Here is a 22,845-nt window from a genome sequence, read left to right as displayed (position 1 = left end):
AGTCTGTATGGCTTATTGTATAAGCCGCCGGAAAAAGGAGGAATGGAATATTCTCTTCTAAACGTTGAAAAATCCACTTAAATTAAACAACTTAAATTATAAAAAAACAAAAAAAAGACTACTCTTCCACAAAGGGAAAGAGCAGTTTTTGATTTTCTTCTGTATACATATTGTTTTTGTAAATAACGACCGAATCAGTGTAAACATTAGGCGGAACTTTGTCTCCTTCCAAAACAGAAACAGCCGTTTTGATACCAAGATATCCGATGTTGAACGGCTTCTGAACGACTGTAGCCTGAAGCACACCTTCCTCAAGCATCTTAACCTCTTCAATAGAGCTGTCGAAACCGACAAGTTTAACCTTGCCTGTCAGTCCAAGCTCCTTAATGGCTCGCCCCGCTCCCACCGTTGAAGTCTCATTCAAACCGACGATTCCGTCTAAATCTTGCTGTTCCTGCAGCAGCTTTTTCGTAATCTCATAAGCCGTCTGCTCCAAACCTTCGCTGTAATACGTTCCAACGAATTCTGTCCCTTCGCGATGATCAAGAATACTTCGAACCCCTTGCTCCCGCTCGATCTGTGTCGACGTTCCCTGAACAAAGCTGACAATTGCAACTTTGGCTTTGGAAGGGAGCAGGGCGGCCATTTCTCTTCCGGCCTTCTGCCCTGCATCCCTATTGTCCGTCGAAATGAGGCTGTGCGCATAATCTTCATTGACGTCCGAATCAATCATGATCAGAGGAATACCTGCCTTTTCAATCTTTTTAGAGACAGACACAAGACGATTAAAATCTCCTGCTGCCATCAAAATGGCGTCCGGTTTCTCTTTAATAGCTTCCTCCAGCAGCGAGATTTGCAGATCTACATCGATCTCTCTCGGTGGACCAATGACCGTAGCCTCCACACCGAATTCTCTGGAAGCCGTCTGTACACCATCGGTCAGCACGCGCCAGAAATCAATCTCCTCCGTAGCTTTTACTGCAACGATAATTTTTTGGGGGCTTGACGATTCCTCGTGCGATATACGATATAAAGCATAACCGATGATGGCCACAGCCAGAAGAATCAGCAACACATAACGTGCTTTGATGGATCGCATCAGGTCGACTCCCCCTCCATATTGTCCTTCTTACTCTCATCCATATGGATCGCAGGAATCTTTATTATAGCCGTCGTTCCCTCATTCAATCTGCTTTCATAGGATAATCCGTAGTCCGAGCCGAAGTAGAGTTGAATGCGCTGGTGAACATTTACGATACCGACGCCAGCTGTCGGTTTATGATTCTTAGGTGAGCACATAATCGTCCTGAGCATCTCCTCATCCATACCGACTCCATCATCTTTAACTCGAAGATCAATATCATCACCGTTTCGGATTCCGATAATTTGTATCGTACCGCGACCATGTTTATTTTTAATGCCATGGTATATCGCATTCTCCACAAGCGGCTGAAGGAGAACCTTCAACGTCAAATAATGACGCAGAGAGGAATCAATATCCACACTAAATCCGAGCTTATCCTGATACCTCATCTGCTGAATTTTTAGATAACTGGTGATGTGCTCGATCTCCGTAGCAATCGGTATCAGTTCCCTACCTTTGCTTAATGAAGCACGGAACAATTTCGCTAAGGCAGAAGTCATCAGAATGACCTCATCGTGTTTTTTACTCTCAGCCATCCAAATAATAGAATCAAGCGTATTATACAAAAAATGAGGATTGATCTGCGCTTGCAGCGCATTCAGCTCACTCTTTCGCTTGAATTCCTGTTCCATCACAATTTGGTTCATCAACTCTTTTATTTTTAACATCATCAAGTTAAAGCTGCGCGCCAAACTGGAAATTTCTTTCGAGTGTCCAACCGGAACCCGAATATCAAAATTCCCTTTTTCGACCTCGGACATTTTCTCCTGCAATTTTTTAATAGGGAGTGTCAGATTACGAGAAATGAGATTAGAGATCAACACACCGACCCCCAAGCAAAATAAACCAGCTACGGCAAAGGAGATCTTCATTTGTTTCTTATTATCGACCAGTTCATTCTCGTAAAAAACCCCGACAATCTTCCATCCAAAGCCCGAATTCTGAATCGTATAAATCCGGCTTCCCCCATCTTCCTTAGTGACAAAACTGCCACTTGACTCCTGCAGCACTCTATCGATCTCCTCTGTTTTCAGATTACTGTAGAGCAGCTGCTGCTGGGGATGGTACACGATATTTCCTTCCCGGTCGACGACAAATACATAACCTCTGCTGCCTAAATCTAGTTTACTCAGCATGTCAGTGATAACCTTAAAATTAAGATCAATCAGTAGTATGCCGAGTCCTTGCGAACGGTCGATGCCACGAAGCTCCCGGCTCAGAGAGACGACCCAGCGATATTCATCCTTGATGACAGGTTGCACATGAGACGACGAAATGACGGCCAGACCTTTGGCTTCTTGAGCCTGCTTGTACCACAGTTGGTCCGCTGGGCGAATGTTCGGATTCAGTTCCACTCCTTTTCGATCCGAGATAAACGTTCCGTTATATCCAAAAATATTAATCGACGTTATATCTTTTCTCGAAATGAGGATGGAATAGAAATATTCCGATATTTTGGATTCAAGCGCAGACTTTTCTTCGGGTGGCATGGAGTCTGCGTAAGCCAGATATTCGCGTACGTCCGGATTGTTCATTGCCGTTAGTGAGATATCCTTCATTCCCGTAATATATGTCTGTATATTCGCATTCACTTGTTTAATCAATTCAGTTGTATAACTCTCCGCGGTTTCCCGGACGGCTGACTCCGATAACCGGTAAGAGATAAAGATAAGCAATAGAGCGGTCAATAAAATGAGCATGACGAATGTGCCGGCGATTCGAGATTGAATACTTTTGATTTTCATCGAACGCCTCATCTTCATACTCGGTCCACCAGCATTTTTTGTCGGTATTCCGTTGGTGTATCACCTGTGTATTTTTTGAATAACACGCTAAAATACTGTGCATCCTGATACCCTGTTTTGTTAGCGATTTCATATGTTTTCAAGTTGGAGTGCTTTAATAGTTCTTTGGCCTTCTCCATCCGGAATGACGTGACATACTCTACAAAAGTTTTTCCTGTGTGAGCCTTAAATAAGGAGCTGAAGTAGCTGGCGCTCATAAAGATTCGGCTGCAGACCGTTTTCACGGAGAGCTCGGTATCATCGTAATTCCGTTGAATATAATCAACGGCATCAAGCATCTGGTTACGGGATATATCTCTTCGGGTTTCGGCTACACCCTTTATCGCCTTTCCACACATATCCTTCAGCCAGCGTTCGATCTCATCCAGTGAACGGAAAGAATACAGCTCCGTCAAGAGACGAGTTTCTTTACCTAGCAACTCTTTTTCATTACATCCAATCTCGAACAAAGCCTGTAGGACTGCCAACATCGTTCGAAGCACTCTTACATAGCACTGCTCCAATGAGATCGAAGCGTTGCCAAGCTCTGCTATAAGTTTGCCGATGGATTGCTCCACATCATCGGGTGTTCCGGTTTTGATCGCCGACACGAGCGTTTTCTCTATCTCCGTACCATCATAAAGAGGCATGGAACCCCGTTTTTCCAGATCCGAAATACTGACGACCTGATCACTTCCGATGAGCAAACGATATTCCAGTGCAGCAACGGATGCACGACAGGAATGCCGAATGTCCTTCAGATGACGGCAGATCGTGCCAACGCCAACGGTAACTGTGAAATTTAAATATCTTTTGATAGATGTCCTGATCTCCTCGGCCAGTTCCTGGACTCGGCTATATAACTCTTCTTCTCCTTCTCCAGATAATATGGTGATGACCTTGTTCCCTTTATAACGGAATACGGCAGAAGTTGCCTCTGTATCAGTTATTTCCTGAATGATGTTATAAACTGCGAAAGCATACAGCTCATTATCTGTACCTTGTTCTTCCGTCCTCCATTCATCCATATCCGAAGCGATCGCTACAAAAAAAGGACCAGGAAGCGGTATATTGAAAAAAGCCATTTTATTGTTGATTTCCCATTCATTCAGGGCGGAGGATGCCAACCGTTCGAGAAATCGCTCCTTAAGCAGCGGAAGACTCTCATTCAGTTGCTGTTTAAGCCGATTCAAATGTTCCCAGTGACCCCGCTCTTCATCCATCTCGGCTTTGAGTTTATCCAGCATTTCGCGTAACTCCGCCGATGTAACCGGTTTCAAAATAAAGTCTGCCACTTGGATTTTAACGGCCTGCTGCGCATATTCAAAATCGTCGTAACCCGTTAAAATAATGATTTTCGTTCGTGGATATTTTTCGGCAATATGACGTGAAAGCTCCAGTCCGTCCAAAAAAGGCATATAAATGTCTGTCATCACGACATCCGGCTCAAGCTGCGCAACGACTTCCAACGCATCCCTGCCATTCTCACAAACTCCTACACATTCAAATCCATGTTCCGCCCATTGAATACGGTTTCTGATTCCTTCACGGACGATCGGCTCGTCATCGACAATGATGATTTTGTACAGTTGAATCGCCCCCATTCCAACGATTACGTATGTGGACATTACTTTAACAGTAAATTTGAAATTTCTCCAGTGGAAAACCGAGGTTATTCAACTACTCCTTGCATACCATCAGCAAATTACCATCTGGGTCCTTAATGACAAACCAATGCTCATGTTCAATGCCCGTTACCAGATTGACACCTGTAGTCTTGGCATAATTATAGGAAGCTTCCAGGTCATGGGTCAGCAGCATAAAAGCAGGCGTAGAAACAGGGGGGGCTCCGCCCGGCTCCTTGCCGCCCCACATAGGCATCGTATCTAGAATGACCCCAGTACCTTGCATTGGAATTGGACACAGATGACCGTTCATAATGCTGCAGCTCTCAAGATCGATGCCAAGAAGAGTGCAGTACCATTCACGTGATTTCTCAATGTCTCGTACAGGAACAAAAATGCTGCCAACCTTGTTTTGAATCGGACTTTCCGGTGCAGCTGTTTTGATATCGTTCTCATTACTCTTCATATATACCCCTCCAAATAGCTTTTTGGCAGCCTAATAAGTTCCAGTTATGAACATCATAGCAAACATTAAAAGTGAAATGTGCTATTTTTTATCAAATTCATTCGTTATCATGACTGCCTCTGATAGCATCAAAAAACCGGATGACCTGCTTGCTCAGGCCTCCGGCTGTTCGTGAATTAATATCTATTAAAAATAAGGTGCATGTTTAATGGATATGGCGCCTATTCTCTCCAATTTTGCCTGGCAACCCAGACGGTATCCCTCATCAATCTCCTCTGGATCAAGCCGCTTCTCCTCCGCTTCGTTTGGATCGGATAAATATTCCAATCCTTCACTGACATGACATCGGCAGCGGGCACATGTCCCTCTTTTGCAGAAAGAATTCCAGTCCACTTCATTCTTCTCCGCCAAATCCAATACCGTCAAACCAATGACCGGCGCAACGAATCGTTGAACATTTCTGCCCTTTAATTCTACGATTTGCTCTTCCGTTTCTTCATATGCGTCATTCCCGGGCGCAGCGGTACTCTCCGGAACCGATTTATTCTTCCCCTCCCGGCCTTTCCAAAATTTAAACACGCTGTATCTCCCTCCTCAATGAGTCCATTAAGTTTATATATTCTGGGAATGTGACATCAGATGGGTATGAATCAACTCCTTATACTCAAAAATGTCTAACATCTCACCGACACCTTTTCCTGTATGTTTTTCATAAATGGATTTTACAAAGTTCGCACCAAAGTCATGCAGCAGCGTCCCCGCAAATAGCAGGTCAATGAACTCACTGTATTCCAGATTCCTACATTTTATAAACTCATGAACAGTTTCTACATCACTTTGAAACAACTCAAACACAATCCCAGGATACTCATATTCTACCGGTGCAATGGTACTGTCTGCAAAATCTATAATATAAACCTGATCTTTCGAATCAATCAATACATTGTCACCCGTAAGATCTCCATGAACATGCATGCAGGTACCAAACTCATAATGGTTCAAAAAGTGCTCAATCTGTTTTCTTACCTCAGAAGATACGATCTTCCAGCGCTCATTATGGATTGCTCTCTCAATGATCGCAGCACGACTCACTTCTTCATCCGGCAGCGTGTTCAACTTCACCATATCATCTTGTAACTCACCTACGAAATCTCGCTTTTGCTCATATGTAAAGCCATTTATGGCATCCCCAGCACTTTGACCTTCAATAAAATCCATAATGATATACTTAAATTCATATTTATCATTAATTTTGGATGCAGCTACAATATTCGGGGTCCGAACTCCTTGGTCTATCGCTCGTTGCATCGCAACTCGCTCAGCTTTAAAGTCCTGATCCGTATTCATTCCAGATGAAATCGGTGCAAAAATTTTGATCACATGGGATCCTGTTTTGAAAACGGCATTTGTTCCCGGTGTTAAATGAGAGATATCTTCTGCTCCTATCAACTGTTCCCTTGCAAAGATTTCATGAATCAGAGGTCTAAAATCCTCGATGGATTGATAAACAGCTCCCCAGCTGTTCCAATCATGAATTTCCTTCTTAAATAAATTTGACATTATAGTAATCTATCCCCCAGCTATATCTTCTCATACAATGAGCTCAACACTCTTTACCTAAATATAGTAATATCATACAACAAAAAGCCCGCGAAATTCATCGCGGACTTCTATTCGTTGAGGAAATATTAATTCATACTACCTACCATCTGAACATAATTGTCTTGATCGATGACACGACGTGCTGTTACATAACGATTCTTATAGTAGGATTCCGAAAGCTTGCTGATTCTTACTCCTCTGCTAGTGGATGCATGAGCGAACTCATCATTTCCAATATAAATTCCTGCATGCGAGATACCTCGGCCACTCGTATTGAAGAAGACCAAATCTCCCAATCGAAGATCATCTTGCTCCACGTGAACACCAGCTTCTGCTTGTGATGCCGAAGTTCGCGGCAGATCGAGATTATATTGATCGAATATGTACAAAATAAATCCGGAGCAATCGAATCCGCTTACAGTTGTTCCTCCCCATTTATAAGGAGTTCCTACTAATTGTGTAACTTCACTCTGAAGCTTCGGCTGGTCCGCATATGCCGTGAAGGCGCCAGAGGAAAAAATAAGTGCAGACCCTAGTACAGATAATACGACTTTCTTCAAAAACACTTTCCCCCTTCGGTGCCTACGGAGTTAGCTAAGGGTTCGGTTGAAGGTTTCCTATATTCCCTTGACTTCAAGAATAATTCACCCAGATTGGTTCCCCCGTTTTCAAAACGAAATTCGGCAAATTCATTAAAGTTTTGTAACTCTATCATAATGTAGTATATTTTGAGGTGATATGTCAATCGTATTCAGTAACAAAATTGTAATTTTATTCTGCAAATCTCGCTAATCACCCGTCATGCCCTGCAGTGATGTCGACTAACAGCTAATTGACCCGTTTTTCTATCTATCGCTCGTATTTTCGTTGGACTCTCGCTATCGCTTGTGTACTAGACTCATTTGTTGACTAGCCCTTTCTCTTTCTTTAAACTGAAATTGATTATCGGTTTTCAAGGAGGGAATTACGAATGTTGGCTTACCAGAACTCTTTATCAACTTGCAGGTATCCGCATTGTCATCGTTTTGCACAGGTGACTTATGAATAGAGAAGTATTTAATCGTGAAATGACGAAGATACTCGACTCCGAATTGAAACTTCCCTTGATTCAAATTGGATTAATCCGTGATGTCATGCTGAAAGAAGACAAAGCAGCGATGACTCTAATCGCCACAGAGCAAGAACAGGAGCAAGGCATAACAGAAATACGCTGTAAACAGATTGAAGGGCTATTGCGCACAATGGGAATGACAGACATACATATTAGGGTCAAGCAAGTTTCTGCCGAGGAGAGGCATAACATAACTGCTCGAGCGCAGGAGATGAAACCTTCTGGCCAACAGCCTGCCAATAGAGGGGGGGCGCAGGGTTCTTTTCCAGTAAGTCCTTTGGTTAAAGCGGGTGTCAAATTTATAGCGGTAGCCAGCGGAAAAGGAGGCGTCGGAAAATCTACAGTTACACTGAATCTGGCTCTTTCATTACAGAAGGCTGGAAAGAAAGTTGGAATCATTGACGCAGACATCTACGGCTTCAGCATACCAGACATGATGGGAATACATGAGAAGCCAGAGCCTACGAATAGCCGGCCCACACCGATAGAAAGAGACGGTGTTCAAGTCATATCAACCGGATTTTTTGTTAAGGGTAACGACCCTGTCCTGTGGCGGGGACCCAGACTAGGAAGAATGCTGTCCAGTTTTTTGAATGATGTGATGTGGGGGCCGCTGGACTATATGCTTATTGATCTCCCGCCTGGGACAGGCGATATCGCTCTGGCTGTTCATCAGATGATACCTGAATGTTCTGAAATTATTGTCACTACACCACAGTCCACAGCAACAGTCGTTGCAGAGCGTGCAGGACTAATGGCCCTTCAGACCAATCACCGTATTCTCGGCGTTGTGGAGAACATGTCTTATTATGAAGATCCTTCAGGCACCAAGCATTATATCTTTGGCAAGGGCGGCGGAGAAAAGCTGGCGAACCAGCTGAATACGTCCCTACTCACCCAGATTCCAATTGTTCCTGATGAAATGGAATCGACTAAGCCGAATCTTCTCAGCTCCATTTACGATGATCTGGCTCATCACATTATTCAATCTTCTCCATAAATGCATGACAAATACACCCTTCCAATATGGTGACCGGATCGCTCCGCACCTGCCCGGAAGGGTGTTATTTTCGTATGATTTAATTTTTGTTTTTGTAGTATTCTACAGCCTTCTCATAGTAAGGCTTTTCTTCTTCTGGCAAATCATCGATATAGAATACTGCTGTTACAGGACAAGCCGCTTCACAAGCACCGCAAGATATACAAACATCCGGGTCAATATAGAACTGGTCCTCTCCTTCTTCAATGCAATCAACAGGACATACGTCAACGCATTCTCCCGCTTTCTCGTCTATGCAGGCTGAACCTATAACATACATGTGATTACTCCCCTCTCCATTGTACTAATCTAGCTTTCTTTTAATCATACATCATAAATAGGAATAATAGGACAAAAAAATCTAGATTCAGTACTTTTTATACATAAACATATAATAATTATGTGGATCATTGTTAATTTTGTCAATACTGCCCTTCAGCCGTATAAATAAATGATATGCCAGCTAACGGTAAGTATTGGATAAAGATTTATTCCATTCCAGACATTTACATGTTACGCTCGGATATATCGGTATTTTTTTGCAATTTAACCAGATCTGAAGGAGTGTGGAGCAATGGGTCCATTTGCTAAGGATTTGTTGAAGGACAAGGTTGTGCTGATAACAGGTGGGGCTACAGGGCTGGGAAGGGCCATGGGGGAGAAATTTCTGAAGTTGGGTGCGAAACTCGCCATTTGCGGACGGCGTGAAGACGTACTGAAGGCTGCTGCAGAGGAAATGAGCAGTTACGGGCATGCCGTATATTTCAAAAGCTGCGATGTTCGCGATCCATCCCAGGTGCATGAACTGGTGGAAGAGGTAGAACAGCATTACGGGGGCATCGACGTGCTGGTCAATAACGCAGCTGGTAATTTCATCAGTCCTACGGAACGCCTCTCTCCTAGAGCCGTGGATGCCGTTCTCAACATCGTGCTTCATGGCACATTTTACACAACTCTGGAAGTTGGAAAACGATGGATTGAGCAAGGGATTTCCGGAACGATGCTGAATATCGTCACGACCTATGCCTCTACAGGATCCGGTTATGTTGTCCCTTCTGCGGCGGCAAAAGCTGGAGTATTGGCATTAACCCGTTCACTCGCTGTAGAATGGGCACCTTACGGCATTCGGCAGGTGGCAATTGCACCCGGGCCGTTTCCAACGGAAGGCGCTTGGTCCAGATTGTCTCCTACACCGGAATTTGAGCAAAAGATGATTAACCGTATCCCTCTCGCACGCGTGGGAGATAAAGAAGAGCTCAGCAATCTTGCTGCTTATCTTATTTCAGACTACGCCGGATACATAAATGGTGATGTTATTACAATCGATGGCGGTGAATGGCTTCAAGGCGCCGGTCAGTTTAATGAGCTGGCTGAAGTAACTGAGGAACAGTGGGATGAACTCGCTAAACTGACGCGGCGCGGCAAGTGACCCCGCTCTAATTGATCAGACATTTCATTTTCTTTTCATAAAAAGCCCCTTTCTCACACCTGAACATTGCAGGGTAAAGAAAGGGGCTTTATGATTCAACTTAAAGGCTCAAGGCCAGCTTAACTATTGATTCTGTTACATATGATCCACAATGAGTGCGTACACAATACCCGGTCCATGAACCCCGATGGTCAGATCGTTCTCAATATCAGCCGACCTGCTCGGTCCTGAGATAAAATGAATGCCTGCCGGAAGATTTCCCCTTCCCTCTGTGTCGAAATTCACCAGTATCTCTCCAAGCCGCGTCTTAAGGCGCTCCACAGGTATAATGGCAATTAGGACCGTCGGCAGCAAGCTGACCGCTCGGCCTTTATCCTTCGAGGACAATACAACCATAGAGCCCGTATAGGCGGCCGCATAATCCGCCACGACAATACCGAAATCGGATTCTGCCGCTTTTGATCGCCAATCCGTTTCACGATTCTCATTCCAGACCGAAATATCCGTATCGGGGAGTGCGCTCGCAAGGTCAAGTTGAGCCAGCACTTCCTGATTTTGTCTCAGAATCTTGCCTGCACTCATCTCTCCTGCTTTTGCTGTGATAAACTGCTTAACCTGTTCCATATCCGACAGATGAACGGCATGCCCACCCGCGGCTTCAAAATTCACTGTGAATTGATGAATTCGGTTATCCAGAGACCAGTTGAATTCATTCCAGAAATCTGGAGCCCCTCTATAGGGATGATCAGGTTTTTCCCGAACACGAGACCTGTTCAGCTTGGACGCAATACCGTTCATGAATGATTCTTGTTTCTTTCTGGACTGTGCTTCCAATTGCTCAAGCCACTCCTGATCACTTTGCTGATTTATCATGATGTCCCGCCCTTCTTCCGGTCATTCACGATCTGCTTCAGCCTGTTCTCTATGCCAGAATCCATTTCTCTGACCCCTTGGGAAATTTCCTGCTCAAGGGTCGGCCATCTGTCCCGGAACGATTCCTTAGGCAGGCTTGGTGTAACACGGTATGAGTTCCACCCTTTTAACGGACCGGCCTTCGTACGGATTTCACCGCCACGGACCACCAATTTCTGTCCAAGCTTTCCGATTCGGATCACGGTGCGATAGCGCTTGGAATTCCCCATCACGGCTGCAAAACCCTTCATACCCACTCCCTCAGCCTTACTCCCACGTCCGCCCTCGATCTTGCGCCGGCGCAGGGATACAAGCATGTCATGCAGCGGAATTTTTACTGGACAAGCTTCATAACAAGCACCACATAAGCTTGAAGCATTAGCGATATCGTCCCATTCCGCAACATTCTTTTTCAGGGCAGGTGTAAGAACAGCTCCAATCGGACCGCTGTATGTCCCACCATATGCGTGGCCACCGATCTGTCTGTAGACCGGACAAGCGTTAAGGCAGGCGCCACAGCGGATGCAGTTCAGCAACTCCTGGAACTCCGGATCGCCAAGCTGCAGTGATCGGCCATTGTCGATAATAATGATATGCATTTCTTCTGGGCCATCACCATCATCTTCTCTCCGAGATCCTGTAATGCCCGACATGTAAACCGTCAGCTTCTGACCGGTTGCTGAACGCGGCAGCAGTGTCGCCATCACTTCGAGATCGGACCATGAAGGAATAATCCGTTCCATTCCCATCAACGTGATCTGTGTCTTCGGAAGCGTTGTCACCATACGGGCGTTGCCCTCATTCTCGAACAGGACCATGGAACCCGTCTCGGCAATGGCAAAATTACATCCGGTCATACCGATGTCGGCATCCAGAAATTTCTCTCTTAGTTTATTCCTCACAAATCCAGCCAGAATCGATGTATCCGGCGGAAGTGTCTCCCCAGCCTCCTTGGATAACAGATCTGCGATCTGATAGCGGTTCTTGTGAATCGCGGGGATAATAATATGTGATGGAGTCTCATCTGCAAGCTGAATAATATATTCGCCTAGATCCGTTTCTACCGCTTCAACACCGATGGATTCCAAAGCTTTGTTCAGGTGCAGTTCCTCGGAAACCATCGATTTTGATTTCACTACCGATTTAGCCGACTTTCGCTGGGCAATCTGAAGTGAGATGTTCACCGCTTCCTCTGCTGTATCAGCAAAATGAACATGTACTCCGTTAGCACGGGCATTATCCGCGAATAAATTTAAGTAATAATCCAAATTCGCTATCGTATGCAGCCGGATTTGCCGCCCCCGTTCCCGCCACGTATCCCAGTTTCCATGATCAGCAGAGGCCTGAAGTTTCCCACTCCGTAACCGCTCCGTCGTAAAACGGACCGCACTGCGGAGAAAATCATTATTGAGTGCCAGTCTGGAGCGCTGTTTCACGCTCATTTTTGTCGATTCAGACGTACTCATGCCCCCTTCACCCCTTCATGTAGAAGCTCGGCTAAATGCATTACTTTGACCTTCTCCCCTCGGTAACGGAGGTTCCCGGCTATATTCATTAAACAGGCCATATCAAGACCCACAAGTACCGATGCCTCGGTCTCAATAATATGATCCACCTTCTCGGTAACCATGGCTCCTGAAATGTCCGCCATTTTGACTGCGAACGTTCCACCGAAGCCGCAGCAGTCCTCAGCGAATGGCAGCGGTACGAACTCCAGACCCTCCACCTTCTTCAGAAGTTCCATCGGTTCGTCCTTTACACCAAGTAGCCGGCTGCCGTGGCAGGATGGATGATAAGTTACCTTGCCCGAGAAAGTAGCGCCAATGTCTGTTACGCCAAGAACTTTGACGAGGAACTGCGAGAATTCATACGTTTTCATTTGTAAATCTTCAGCCTTTTTCAAATAAATCGGGTCACTTTTAAACAAGTTCGGATAATGATGAATCATATAAGTGCATGAGCCCGAAGGCGAAACGACAAAGTCGCTATCTTCAAAGGCATCCAAAATGGTCTTCGCGCTTGTCCGGGCTTCATCCCAATAGCCGCTATTGTAGGCAGGTTGCCCGCAGCACGTCTGTACATCAGGAAACTCCAGTTTGATGCCGTAACGGGCAAGCAGCCGAACCATCGCTTCGGATACCCGTGGGAACATTGCATCACTTAAGCATGTTACAAATAAGGAGATTTTCATTGTGCACCCCGCTTACCACTCAAATTGTAGTCTCTATTTACAAAAAGAAACGGATTCACCTTCCCCATCAGGCGGCTTTCGTTTCTGTTAACGTTTACATCATTATCTTTTAAAAAACCCCCGTGATCGGGGGATTGTGGTTACACCGAAATGATATGGATTCCGCGGTCCGTAAAAGGCGTTGCATCATGTGCAGGCAGACGTCTGTCAGTAATAATCGTATCCACGCGCTGCAAATCTGCGACCTGTGTAAACGCCTGAACACCGAATTTACTTGCATCCGCTAGCAGGATCACCTGATCTGCCATTCCAATCATTTTATGTTTAATTCTAGCCTGAAGCTCATTGGATTCACTTAGCCCTCTCTCCAAATGAACTCCTTTAAAGGAAAGAAAAGCTTTATCCACGTGATAGGATTCCAAAGAGCGCTCAGCTAACGGGCCTACAAAAGATAAGGAACGATGAGCCATTAATCCACCGGTAGAGATAACTTCAATCTTCTCTTTTCCACCTAGCTCAGCCGCTGCCTTGATCGAATTGGTCAGTACCGTTAGTGGAAAATCGGGAATAAGCCTCGCCATATACCATGCTGTGGAGCTTGCATCCAACAGGATCCGCTGATTCGGCTCGATGAGCTTTACCGCCTCCTCTGCAATCCGCTGCTTCTCCTCGGCATGCATAATTTCACGTTCTGTAAAAGGGATTTCGGGTTGAGAACGCCAAGGAATAGGTTGATCTTTAACACTAACCGCGCCACCATGGGAACGGCGAAGACGTCCCGATTCTTCCAACCGATCCAAATCTCGGCGGATGGTCTCCTCCGTTACCCCGCACAGCTGACTCAGCTCGGTGACCCGGATACTTCCTCTTTCATTGACCAACTGCACTATCTTCTCATAACGTTCTGCAACCAACATAAATCACTTCATCCTTACTGTTGTATTTTATGAGTCAAATCTATGACTTGACTAAATTCTCCATATGTTTTTTCCCAGGCTGCCTAAACATCTGAACGCCGAAGCCCCTTCAGCCATCTTAACCAATTCGGGAAATGAATACAAAAGTCCTTTTTCCCCAAAACATATTAGCTTTCCTGCAATAACTACAGTCCATAATGTTCTACTGGAGACGGTATGTAGCGTAGGCGCCGAATCCCCGTCCGACTGAATAATTCTGACGCCGGAATACGCTTCAACTACTACCGGGTAAATGCCGCCGGTACTCCACCGTCAATTGTAAGCATGCAGCCTGTCGTTTTCTCAGATTGGGATGATGCAAAGAACGCAATTCCTTCAGCAATATCTCTTGGATAAATATTTACAAGCAGCGTTGTACGTTTGCGGTAATATTCTTCAAGCTCATCCGGTTCAATACCATAGGCCGCTGCCCGTTCATTACGCCAATTGGAATTCCATATCGCAGATCCTTGAAGGATCGCGTCCGGAAGAACCGTGTTGACACGAATCCCGTACGGACCACCCTCGGCCGCAATGCATCGAGCCAAATGCGCTTCCAGTGCTTTTGCAGAGCTATATGCGGATGCATTCTTGCCGGCATACACAGAGTTTTTCGAACCCACAAACACCATGCTGCCACCGATACTCTGTTGTCTCATGATTTTGAATGCTTCACGCGCTACCAGGAAATATCCTGTTCCGAGCACGTTCATATTTAGATTCCATTCTTTCAATGATGTTTCCTCGAAAGGACTTGATGTTGCCAGTCCCGCATTGTTAACAATGATATCGACACCACCGTAAAAAATAGAGGAAGCTTGATATGCTGCGTAAACCGCATCTTCGTCCGTTACATCCATTTTAACGGCAATCGCCCGATTTTCTCCATATTTCTCGTTTATATCTCCGGCTACCTTATCTGCTCCTTCGAGGTTCAGGTCCGCAAGCACCACATGGGCCCCTTCAGATACGAGCCTTCTTGCCGTTTCACTCCCGATTCCGCCTGCTCCGCCAGTAATAAAAGCAATCTGACGTGAGAATTCAGCTTCCTTCGGAGCAAGTGTCAGTTTATACAGCTCCAGCGGCCAGTACTCCACATTATAAGACTCGTTCTCACTAAGGGACACGAAATCACCAAGAGCTGTTGCACCACGCATAACTGCAATCGCCCGGTGATACAATGCTCCGCTAACTTTGGAGTTCGACCAGCTCTTGCCGGAGTTGACCATACCCACCCCCGGAATCAGTATGACACGTGGAGCAGCTTCGAACATGACATCGCCTTCGTGCTTGTTCCGGTTGAAATAGTCTTCATATTGTTCTTTATATGATGAGATACCTTCAATAAGTATAACTTTGAGACCTTCAATATCGTCGGCATCAGGTGTCCAGTCGATGAATAGAGGAACCATTTTGGTATGTACCAGATGATCTGGACAAGCTGCACCAACCTGAGAGAGCTCGGAAGAATTTTTTCCACCAACAAAAGCCAGTACGTCGTCCTCATCATCAAAAGACAGAATCATTTTCTTGACATCACTTACTGCACCACGGATCGTAGGCATCACCTCTGCAGCAATTCGGCGGCGAACTGCGGCTGGCAGCGGACTCTGCTTTACACCACCAAACAATTGCTCCTGCTCAAATTTTGCTTCAATAAAGGCCTCCGCTTCACTAATTATTTTGATCGTCTGGGCATAACATTCTTCTGATGTATCGCCCCATGTCACAAGGCCGTGTTTCTCCATCAGAACAAGCTCTGCATTTGGATTGGCCAGAACACCTTCAGCAATCATCTTGGATAATGTAAAGCCCGGTCTTACATAAGGAACCCATACAAACCTGTCACCAAAAATTTCTTTGGCCAGTTCTTTACCGTTATCAGCGCAGCATAGACTGATGATGGCGTCGGGATGTGTGTGATCCACATGTTTGAATGGAAGAAATGCATGCAGCAGAGTTTCGATTGAGGCTCTTGGATGTTTGGCATCGATCATGCAGTGAGCCAGGTAAGCTACCATTTCTTCATCTGGCATGGAATCACGTTCGAATAGCGGTTTAATGTCATCCATTCGCAATCCGGTAAAATTACCTGCTTTCATCGAAGCCAGATCTGACCCACTTCCCTTGACGTACATGACTTCAACATCACGTCCACGGAAATCCTTCACCATCGTTTTGCTGGAGGTGTTACCTCCGCCCCAATTGCACACTCTACGGTCTGTACCAATCATATTAGAACGATAAACGAGTTCATCTAACGTGTCTTTTGCCTGATCTGCCTTTGATTTGTCCCACAAGCTTTGAACCATGAAATAATCTCCCCCCCGAATACGTTTAATCTTAGATATAAACGGAAACCCTTATAAGTTGGCACCGTTTTCAACGTGTTGATAACATAATAACATGCCCGTTTATTTTTGAATATATAAAATTCAAAAATAAACGGGCGAAAATGTGAGGGGATTTATTGTTTATGATGAAATAAATGTCTAGTCCAGGCTAAAAGCTTCTTTAAGATCTTCGATTTTGGAATCATCGATATGTTGAACTGGACCCAGAATAAAGGTATCTATGAAGGCCTTGGCGCTGTATTCAGCCACTTCAAGACGATCAAATGCATTGAGCAATGAAGAACCTGTGACGATAATACAATCGTTCTCGGCAATGGCGAGCGGCGTATTCTTCTTGAAACGTGCTGCGGCTTCTTCGGCCTGATGCACAACCATCCCAAACGGAAGCTTTGGCATATCCCTGAGCAGAATATAGCTTTCCGGAATCGTCCTTGAATCAAATCCCGTATCTGTTACGGCGAACGCCATGATATTCGGCGGGTGGGCAATAATAATCGATTCCACATGCGGTTGAGTCTGATAAATGAGCTCGTGGAACTGGACGGAACGGCTCGGCACCTTACCGGCTTCGTGCTTCCCCTCTTTCACACGGACCAAATCACCGGGCTGCAAATACTTCCGGTCATCACCGTAAGGGGTAATTACGAAAGAGCCATCAGACAGGCGCTGTGAGAACGTTCCTTGTGTACTTGTAAACAATCTCTGGTCATAAGCTCTTGAGATCAGTTTGCACATTTCTCTGCGGACTTCCCGCTCTTCGGTTGTGTAAGACTCTGTCTGAAATTTCTCTAACAACAGCTGCGGCTCGTCACGATTTACAGACTGAAGTGTAATCGGTTTGCCAATCCGGTTGGCGTTAATTTCAAGCCTTGCACAGTACTCCAACGTCTCAAAGGCACGAAAAGCCTCAAATAGATTGTTCCCGCCGACGACCACTCCATGATTTTCAAGCATGACGCTGTTAAGTCCTTTAGCAAAAACAGCCGCAATATTCTCACCGAGCTTTTCGCTCCCAGGCAGTGCATATTCCGCCATCCCCACATCACCAACAATAAGCTCCTCGTTCGGAAGAAGCTTCGTATTTGGAATTTTCCTTACAATACTGAATGACACCAACGCCGGTGGATGCGCATGAACTACAGCTTTCAGGTCTGAACGTGTACGATAAATCAGACGGTGGAACGGGTACTCACTTGATGGTTTATGATGACCAACCACTGTGCCATCACCTTTGACACAAACGATATCATTTCGTGTTAATGCACCCTTGTCTACTCCCGCTGGTGTAATCCATATGTCGCCGTTCTCATCTTTAATGGATAAATTACCACCGGATGTGGTAGTCATTCCATAGTCATAAATTCGTTCCATCATCATTAATATTTGGTCCGCAGGATGAAGCAGTTCTGTTTGCATATTCAGCGCCTCCAAAATTAACAAAAGCATTCAAACCACAATATTTTTGTTTGCTTTTGTTTTTTTGTTTTTAAGTTTACTTTATGTTTGTTCATTCGGCAATGATTTATTGCACGCATAGAAAAAAGCTGCCTCTACAACAGAATGCTCTGCTTCAATGACAGCTTTTATGATACCGAAATGACAAAACCCGGTTAGATCAACTTTTAGTTAGCCTGCTCAACTTTTGCAATTCCTTTGACCAATGCATCACGAAATGCAATTTCCTCTTCGTTGACATATCCCTTGAACACGATCTCCGATATATCCTTATGATTAAAAAAGATATTTGAGTCATTTGTTAAGTTACCGTGAGGATAAAAGCATGCAACATAATCCCATCTTTTCAGCGTCTTGGAATCATTCTGCATTCTTCCATATATCATAAGAGTCTGATCCCAATCTTTAAATTTCACAACTGATCCAATCGGCAGAAGATCTTCTTGAATTGGTTCCATACGTCATCAACCTTTCATTAGTTTCTTGCCTACAAAGTACAAAGCCGTAACGAGAAGCGGAATACATACCAAAAATGTTATACATATCACTGCCTTTTCCGCTACAGGTAAACTGGAATCCATGAGATTCGGTATAACGGTGCCCAGAACACCAATGATGGCAATGGCGATCATAATCTGTTTGAATTTGGTTTGCTTATCGCTCAATGACTTCATACTCCTCTCTGATTGTACGAGATCTATTCTACGGTTATTTCTCCGCCGATACCAACCAAACTTGCGCCCGGTCCAAGCGGAATGTGGAATTTCAAGCCGGTCTTTCCCACTTCAGCCGAGGCACCGACCACACCAAGAGAAGCTGATCCGCCAATGATCAATTCATTGTCGGTAAAAGGTATAGGAATCTTAATACCGCCTTCGTATTTATTTAATGTAGCTTCCGCCCCAAGACTAAGAGTACCATCTTTAATCGAAGCCTCTACTTCCGCTTTACCAACACTGACGGACCCTTTTACATAATCATTCTCATAACCCGCTTCCACAATGGCAGCTTCAGCAGAGGCACCATTTATTAGACTAGCTTCGGCGCTTCCGGATATAGCTTTAGTAAACCATCCACCTTCTTTGTTCTCGACCATGCTGCCCTCTACTTTAGCAACGTCAATCATTTTATCCACCGGACTTTTATCACCAGTAGCCTTGGCTGTTCCGCCGACTCCTGCCGAACCTAGTGCCCCTGCTCCGGCCGCCATGACTCCGATACCAGCTCCTGCTGCAGCAGTACCCGTCATCGACGCACCTACCACCTGACCGGAATTGGACTCATCCACAGTACGAAATTTAACAGAAATTTGATTCAGCTCAGTAGATACCGTATGTAAGCATTCTATGAACTTATTCATGGTGATCCGTGCCTGTTGGTATTCTCCGTAAAATCGTTCTCGGGTAATCCCTTCCCATTGTCCCTCCATCTGCTGTATGCTCTGCTGAAGCCGCTGTACAATGTCGCTGCTCTGCTGGCCTGACTGGGAAAATTGCGACGACACTTGATTCAGTTGCTCCGGAGTTACCAAAATACGATTAGACATAGACTAAACGCTCCTTCTTCTGCGTCTCCCAAAATTATCCTGTTCACAGGACATATAACCACATTTTTCTATTTTAAATTTGGATTGAGTTTATAACAATGAATCTCTGGGTCCAATTCGCATCGCCCTCCTGAGACCTGAAATCGGTGCTTTAGTCACAAATTCATCTAACAATGGCATAAACATCATACAAAAGAGCAGCTCTGCTAAGAGCTGCCCAATGAAATCAATCTATTTTATATAAATAAGAACGGTATTAAGAATAACAGCGCGATGGTACTGAGTGCCAATGCGCCCGAAAAAGGGGTACCAAAACCTCCAAAACCAAATCCTGGTCCAAAACCGAATCCCGGTCCAAAACCAGAAATTTCTGCTTTCTTTTTCAAGGCATTCAACTGCTTTTTAGCCTTGTCTGGTTTTGTAGATAGTATATTGACACTCCGAAATGCCTCGTCAAAAAGCAAACCATTTTCATCGATACTTCTCAGTGTTCCTGTTACATGTCTTCCATCATGAAGTACAGCGCAAACCTGACGGCCTACAAAAGGTCTGCAAGAATCTTCTGAAATTGGACTGATTATATGCACCACTCATCCTCCTCACCCGTCGAATTGATTCATTCTATTCTAAAGGGTGAAATGCTGTCAGATACAAACGTCCACTTTTGAAGATTACTTTATGATTTTACGGCATTATCGTGATTTTTCGTAGGCTTTAACCATGAGATTATGATCAATGGCTCCCTGGTAACGGTCCGAAATTACCCCTTGAGCATTCAGAATATAGGTTGTCGGATACGCAACGATCTGATACTGCTCCGTCACCTGCCCTTTCTGATCATACATCGTTGGGAACGTAACACCTACTTCATCAAGGAATGATTTCACATCGTCCGAATTTTTTTCCAAATACGTCATGTTCACTGCTAACACAACGACATCCTTGTCCTTGTATTCTTCATAAAAATCTTGCATATAAGGCATTTCAACTTTACACGGCGGACACCAGGATGCCCAAAAGTTCAACAGAACCGTTTTACCGCGATAATCGGAAAGGTTGATAGTTTCTCCATCTTCAGTCTGAAGTGCGAAGTCAGGCGCACGATTTCCGACCTTAATCCCTATCGGTATCGTTTCATCCGTTTCAACTGTGTTCCCGCTTCCTTGAGTTTGATCCGTCGCTTGCTTATTTAAATAATCAAATATGCCCCAGGCAACCAGACCTGTAAGAATCACAATGGCGATCCAGTTTTTTCTCATCATAGTCACCTCTCTCGCACGTTGTTACCGGTGATCAGCCGTTTTATTCTGTTGTTTGATAAATAACATGTCCAAGATTAATATGGCGAATGCCAGAACGCCAAAGGCTATCTGAACTGAGGTAAAACCAGCCACTACTGTATTACGACCTTCATCAAAGAAAGGAATCAGCACAGAGCCGATACTGTACCACAAGGCGATAGAACCGAATATCCGAATGGAAGCATCATACTTGATCCATGCCCATACAGCCAACACTCCATGAAGAAGAGCATACATAAGCGCCATCTTACCCAAGGATTCATCCCAAAACCATAAAAAGACATGTCTTGCGAAGCCGGCTGCCAAGAAAGCCAGCATTGCTGCTTTCACTAAGAGAACAACAAGAGACCGCTTCTTGTTCAATCGGACACCCACATACGCAAGTGCCAGCGCGGTTCCAAGCCATATTCCTTGATCTCCGCCGGTAAAGTACAGCAGAGACGACGGATGCTGTATCGTCCGAATCGGATCGAATACTATCATGCTGAATTTCCATACGACAAATCCGATAATCAACGCATTCACATAGGTATCCAGCATCCAGCCGGACTCTTCCCGGCCGCGAAGACGAACTTTTAGAACGAGAAAACCCATGACAGCAGATATCAGAAAAACTAAAATATCCGCCCGGATCATCAGTGGACCCAGAGCTATCGTACTCAATTCATCTCCTCCTTAATAAAGGATACCATCCTCATTACCCACTGGGGTATATAAAGATAATAAATAGTTTAGGATAGCATGTCAAATTATCTCTGTACGGTGATTTATCTTTTATCCGAGATTACAAGAATGAATGTTGCTAACGGTCCCAACAGTAACGAAAGCAAAAACCAGTTTAAGCCACTTCTATTTTTACCTTGAGCAAGCCCTGCATTAATTAGAGCGAGTGTACCCCAGCCTACAAAATATCCATTTTCCATTATATATCCCTCCAATCAGCAGTACATTCCATCATCAACTTTTACGTTTGAAGAAACAGTTCGTTTCAACTCTAACTCTAACTATATAATCATATGGCTGAGAAATATCATATATTAATGTAAAAAGGCCGGCATCTGCCGACCTTTTACAAAGAATAACCTTCATATACAATTCCCCAACTCCAAATCCTTATCCGACCATATTCATGGGCAGTTAAAGTTTAGATTCAAAACTCAACACATGCTTTTTAAAAAATGCTTCATATACTCCAATAACATCCGCCATAACCTTTATGTTATCATGTGCATTCCCCACCTCAAGAGAATGTGATCCTCTATTTACTGCGTGTACTTCACTATTCTGAAGTCCTTCAAGTGCTTTGACGCTCTTTTCACTAAAGAGATCGTCCGCTGTACCATAAATGACAGAATTAACTGTGTTTTGAATGTACGGAACCGTTGAATCAAGAGGTGTCAGAAATAGTTGAACGATAGGAGAGCTGGCGTCAACCTCTTCTGCTGCTATCCCTGCTACTACAGTGCCCAAGCTTTTACTCACAAATATAATCTGTTTATATTGATCATTAATCTGATGAATGGCCTTGACCGATTCCTCTACCAAAAGGTGAAGACGTTCGGTTTGAAGCTCGGTTCTTGCACTTTGATAACCATACTCCAACTGAAGAACATCACATTGGTGCTGGAGTGCACCTTGAGTAGCATAATAGAGCAGCGGGAGTTCGCAGGAGTAGTTTTTCCCTGGAAATAAAACGACAAGTGTGGATGAACTCTGGGAGAACAGCCTGTGCTGCACATCTCTCCCCCATACCGATGGTAATGTGATGTATTGGATTTTCATCTTGGTTCCTCCTATACGAACACCTAATTGTTAAAGGAGAAATACTCTCCTCATATTTTTACCGCTTCAAAAGTACACATTTGTTCACCATGTGTTGGCCCCAATTGTTAGTTATGTATAACAATTGAGGTGCAGTTTGATTGAATTG

24 protein-coding genes and 1 riboswitch are annotated in these 22,845 nt (G+C 44.6%); of the genes, 2 read left to right on the top strand and 22 right to left on the bottom strand.

Annotation, left to right across the window (positions count from 1 at the left end; genetic code table 11):
- Nucleotides 1-118 precede the first annotated feature (118 nt).
- The 7 genes from AC2TF5_RS10800 to AC2TF5_RS10770 form a co-directional block, all read right to left on the bottom strand.
- Complete coding sequence (locus AC2TF5_RS10800) at nucleotides 119-1,099, bottom strand: substrate-binding domain-containing protein (protein ID WP_491302157.1); 981 nt, start codon at nucleotides 1,097-1,099, stop codon at nucleotides 119-121.
- Entirely contained in the window at nucleotides 1,099-2,889 is a 1,791-nt protein-coding gene (locus AC2TF5_RS10795; RefSeq protein ID WP_491302156.1) for a cache domain-containing sensor histidine kinase, read from the bottom strand. The genes AC2TF5_RS10800 and AC2TF5_RS10795 overlap by 1 nt, the downstream gene beginning before the upstream one ends.
- A gap of 14 nt (nucleotides 2,890-2,903) precedes the next feature.
- Nucleotides 2,904-4,556 carry a response regulator gene (locus tag AC2TF5_RS10790; RefSeq protein ID WP_491302155.1) on the bottom strand — a complete coding sequence of 551 codons (1,653 nt, stop codon included), beginning with the start codon at nucleotides 4,554-4,556 and terminating at the stop codon, nucleotides 2,904-2,906.
- Nucleotides 4,557-4,608: 52 nt separating this feature from the next.
- Nucleotides 4,609-5,019 carry a VOC family protein gene (locus tag AC2TF5_RS10785; RefSeq protein ID WP_491302154.1) on the bottom strand — a complete coding sequence of 137 codons (411 nt, stop codon included), beginning with the start codon at nucleotides 5,017-5,019 and terminating at the stop codon, nucleotides 4,609-4,611.
- Nucleotides 5,020-5,205: 186 nt separating this feature from the next.
- Nucleotides 5,206-5,598 carry a 2Fe-2S iron-sulfur cluster-binding protein gene (locus AC2TF5_RS10780; protein WP_491302153.1) on the bottom strand — a complete coding sequence of 131 codons (393 nt, stop codon included), beginning with the start codon at nucleotides 5,596-5,598 and terminating at the stop codon, nucleotides 5,206-5,208.
- 33 nt (nucleotides 5,599-5,631) lie between these two features.
- The gene (locus AC2TF5_RS10775; protein WP_491302152.1) at nucleotides 5,632-6,579 is read right to left on the bottom strand and encodes a phosphotransferase family protein; all 948 of its coding nucleotides are present in this window, start codon (nucleotides 6,577-6,579) and stop codon (nucleotides 5,632-5,634) included.
- Between the two features lie 128 nt (nucleotides 6,580-6,707).
- Nucleotides 6,708-7,181 carry a C40 family peptidase gene (locus AC2TF5_RS10770; protein WP_491302151.1) on the bottom strand — a complete coding sequence of 158 codons (474 nt, stop codon included), beginning with the start codon at nucleotides 7,179-7,181 and terminating at the stop codon, nucleotides 6,708-6,710.
- 4 nt (nucleotides 7,182-7,185) lie between these two features.
- A riboswitch (cyclic di-AMP (ydaO/yuaA leader) is annotated at nucleotides 7,186-7,317 on the bottom strand.
- A 344-nt stretch (nucleotides 7,318-7,661) separates the two neighbouring features.
- Here AC2TF5_RS10770 and AC2TF5_RS10765 point away from each other — a divergent pair.
- Complete coding sequence (locus AC2TF5_RS10765) at nucleotides 7,662-8,732, top strand: Mrp/NBP35 family ATP-binding protein (protein WP_491302150.1); 1,071 nt, start codon at nucleotides 7,662-7,664, stop codon at nucleotides 8,730-8,732.
- A 79-nt stretch (nucleotides 8,733-8,811) separates the two neighbouring features.
- Here the strand turns inward: AC2TF5_RS10765 and AC2TF5_RS10760 are convergent, their stop codons facing one another.
- Nucleotides 8,812-9,051 carry a ferredoxin family protein gene (locus tag AC2TF5_RS10760; protein WP_491302149.1) on the bottom strand — a complete coding sequence of 80 codons (240 nt, stop codon included), beginning with the start codon at nucleotides 9,049-9,051 and terminating at the stop codon, nucleotides 8,812-8,814.
- A 294-nt stretch (nucleotides 9,052-9,345) separates the two neighbouring features.
- On the opposite strand from AC2TF5_RS10760, the gene AC2TF5_RS10755 reads away from it, so the two are divergent.
- Complete coding sequence (locus tag AC2TF5_RS10755; RefSeq protein WP_491302148.1) at nucleotides 9,346-10,200, top strand: SDR family oxidoreductase; 855 nt, start codon at nucleotides 9,346-9,348, stop codon at nucleotides 10,198-10,200.
- Nucleotides 10,201-10,335: 135 nt separating this feature from the next.
- On the opposite strand, the gene AC2TF5_RS10750 is transcribed toward AC2TF5_RS10755, so the two are convergent.
- From AC2TF5_RS10750 to AC2TF5_RS10685, 14 genes are all read right to left on the bottom strand, one after another.
- The gene (locus AC2TF5_RS10750) at nucleotides 10,336-11,073 is read right to left on the bottom strand and encodes a LutC/YkgG family protein (protein WP_491302147.1); all 738 of its coding nucleotides are present in this window, start codon (nucleotides 11,071-11,073) and stop codon (nucleotides 10,336-10,338) included.
- Nucleotides 11,070-12,578 (bottom strand): LutB/LldF family L-lactate oxidation iron-sulfur protein, encoded by a 1,509-nt coding sequence (locus tag AC2TF5_RS10745; RefSeq protein ID WP_491302146.1) that lies wholly within the window; start codon nucleotides 12,576-12,578, stop codon nucleotides 11,070-11,072. Before AC2TF5_RS10745 ends, AC2TF5_RS10750 begins: the two co-directional genes overlap by 4 nt.
- On the bottom strand, nucleotides 12,575-13,303 hold the full coding sequence (locus AC2TF5_RS10740; RefSeq protein ID WP_491302145.1) for a (Fe-S)-binding protein: 729 nt from the start codon (nucleotides 13,301-13,303) through the stop codon (nucleotides 12,575-12,577). The genes AC2TF5_RS10745 and AC2TF5_RS10740 overlap by 4 nt, the downstream gene beginning before the upstream one ends.
- A 140-nt stretch (nucleotides 13,304-13,443) precedes the next feature.
- A complete protein-coding gene (locus AC2TF5_RS10735; RefSeq protein ID WP_491302144.1) occupies nucleotides 13,444-14,220 on the bottom strand; it encodes a DeoR/GlpR family DNA-binding transcription regulator in 777 nt (258 codons plus the stop codon).
- Between the two features lie 281 nt (nucleotides 14,221-14,501).
- On the bottom strand, nucleotides 14,502-16,571 hold the full coding sequence (locus tag AC2TF5_RS10730) for a bifunctional aldolase/short-chain dehydrogenase (protein ID WP_491302143.1): 2,070 nt from the start codon (nucleotides 16,569-16,571) through the stop codon (nucleotides 14,502-14,504).
- 180 nt (nucleotides 16,572-16,751) lie between these two features.
- Entirely contained in the window at nucleotides 16,752-18,029 is a 1,278-nt protein-coding gene (locus AC2TF5_RS10725) for a class II aldolase/adducin family protein (protein ID WP_491302142.1), read from the bottom strand.
- Nucleotides 18,030-18,235: 206 nt separating this feature from the next.
- Complete coding sequence (locus AC2TF5_RS10720; RefSeq protein ID WP_491302141.1) at nucleotides 18,236-18,526, bottom strand: DUF4176 domain-containing protein; 291 nt, start codon at nucleotides 18,524-18,526, stop codon at nucleotides 18,236-18,238.
- Between the two features lie 6 nt (nucleotides 18,527-18,532).
- A complete protein-coding gene (locus AC2TF5_RS10715; RefSeq protein WP_491302140.1) occupies nucleotides 18,533-18,742 on the bottom strand; it encodes a hypothetical protein in 210 nt (69 codons plus the stop codon).
- A 23-nt stretch (nucleotides 18,743-18,765) separates the two neighbouring features.
- Nucleotides 18,766-19,614, bottom strand: a complete 849-nt coding sequence (locus tag AC2TF5_RS10710; RefSeq protein ID WP_491302139.1) for a WXG100 family type VII secretion target — start codon at nucleotides 19,612-19,614, stop codon at nucleotides 18,766-18,768.
- 236 nt (nucleotides 19,615-19,850) lie between these two features.
- Entirely contained in the window at nucleotides 19,851-20,201 is a 351-nt protein-coding gene (locus AC2TF5_RS10705) for a hypothetical protein (protein WP_491302138.1), read from the bottom strand.
- Between the two features lie 105 nt (nucleotides 20,202-20,306).
- The gene (locus tag AC2TF5_RS10700; RefSeq protein WP_491302137.1) at nucleotides 20,307-20,876 is read right to left on the bottom strand and encodes a TlpA disulfide reductase family protein; all 570 of its coding nucleotides are present in this window, start codon (nucleotides 20,874-20,876) and stop codon (nucleotides 20,307-20,309) included.
- A 21-nt stretch (nucleotides 20,877-20,897) separates the two neighbouring features.
- Nucleotides 20,898-21,578, bottom strand: coding sequence for a hypothetical protein (locus AC2TF5_RS10695; RefSeq protein WP_491302136.1), 681 nt, complete (start codon nucleotides 21,576-21,578; stop codon nucleotides 20,898-20,900).
- 104 nt (nucleotides 21,579-21,682) lie between these two features.
- Nucleotides 21,683-21,838: a hypothetical protein gene (locus AC2TF5_RS10690; RefSeq protein WP_491302135.1), complete on the bottom strand. Its 156-nt coding sequence runs from the start codon at nucleotides 21,836-21,838 to the stop codon at nucleotides 21,683-21,685.
- A gap of 214 nt (nucleotides 21,839-22,052) precedes the next feature.
- Nucleotides 22,053-22,697, bottom strand: coding sequence for an alpha/beta family hydrolase (locus AC2TF5_RS10685; RefSeq protein ID WP_491302134.1), 645 nt, complete (start codon nucleotides 22,695-22,697; stop codon nucleotides 22,053-22,055).
- Between the last annotated feature and the right edge of the window lie 148 nt (nucleotides 22,698-22,845).

The organism is Paenibacillus sp. JNUCC 34 (genome assembly GCF_058269055.1).
This window is presented reverse-complemented; position numbering and strand designations above follow the sequence as displayed.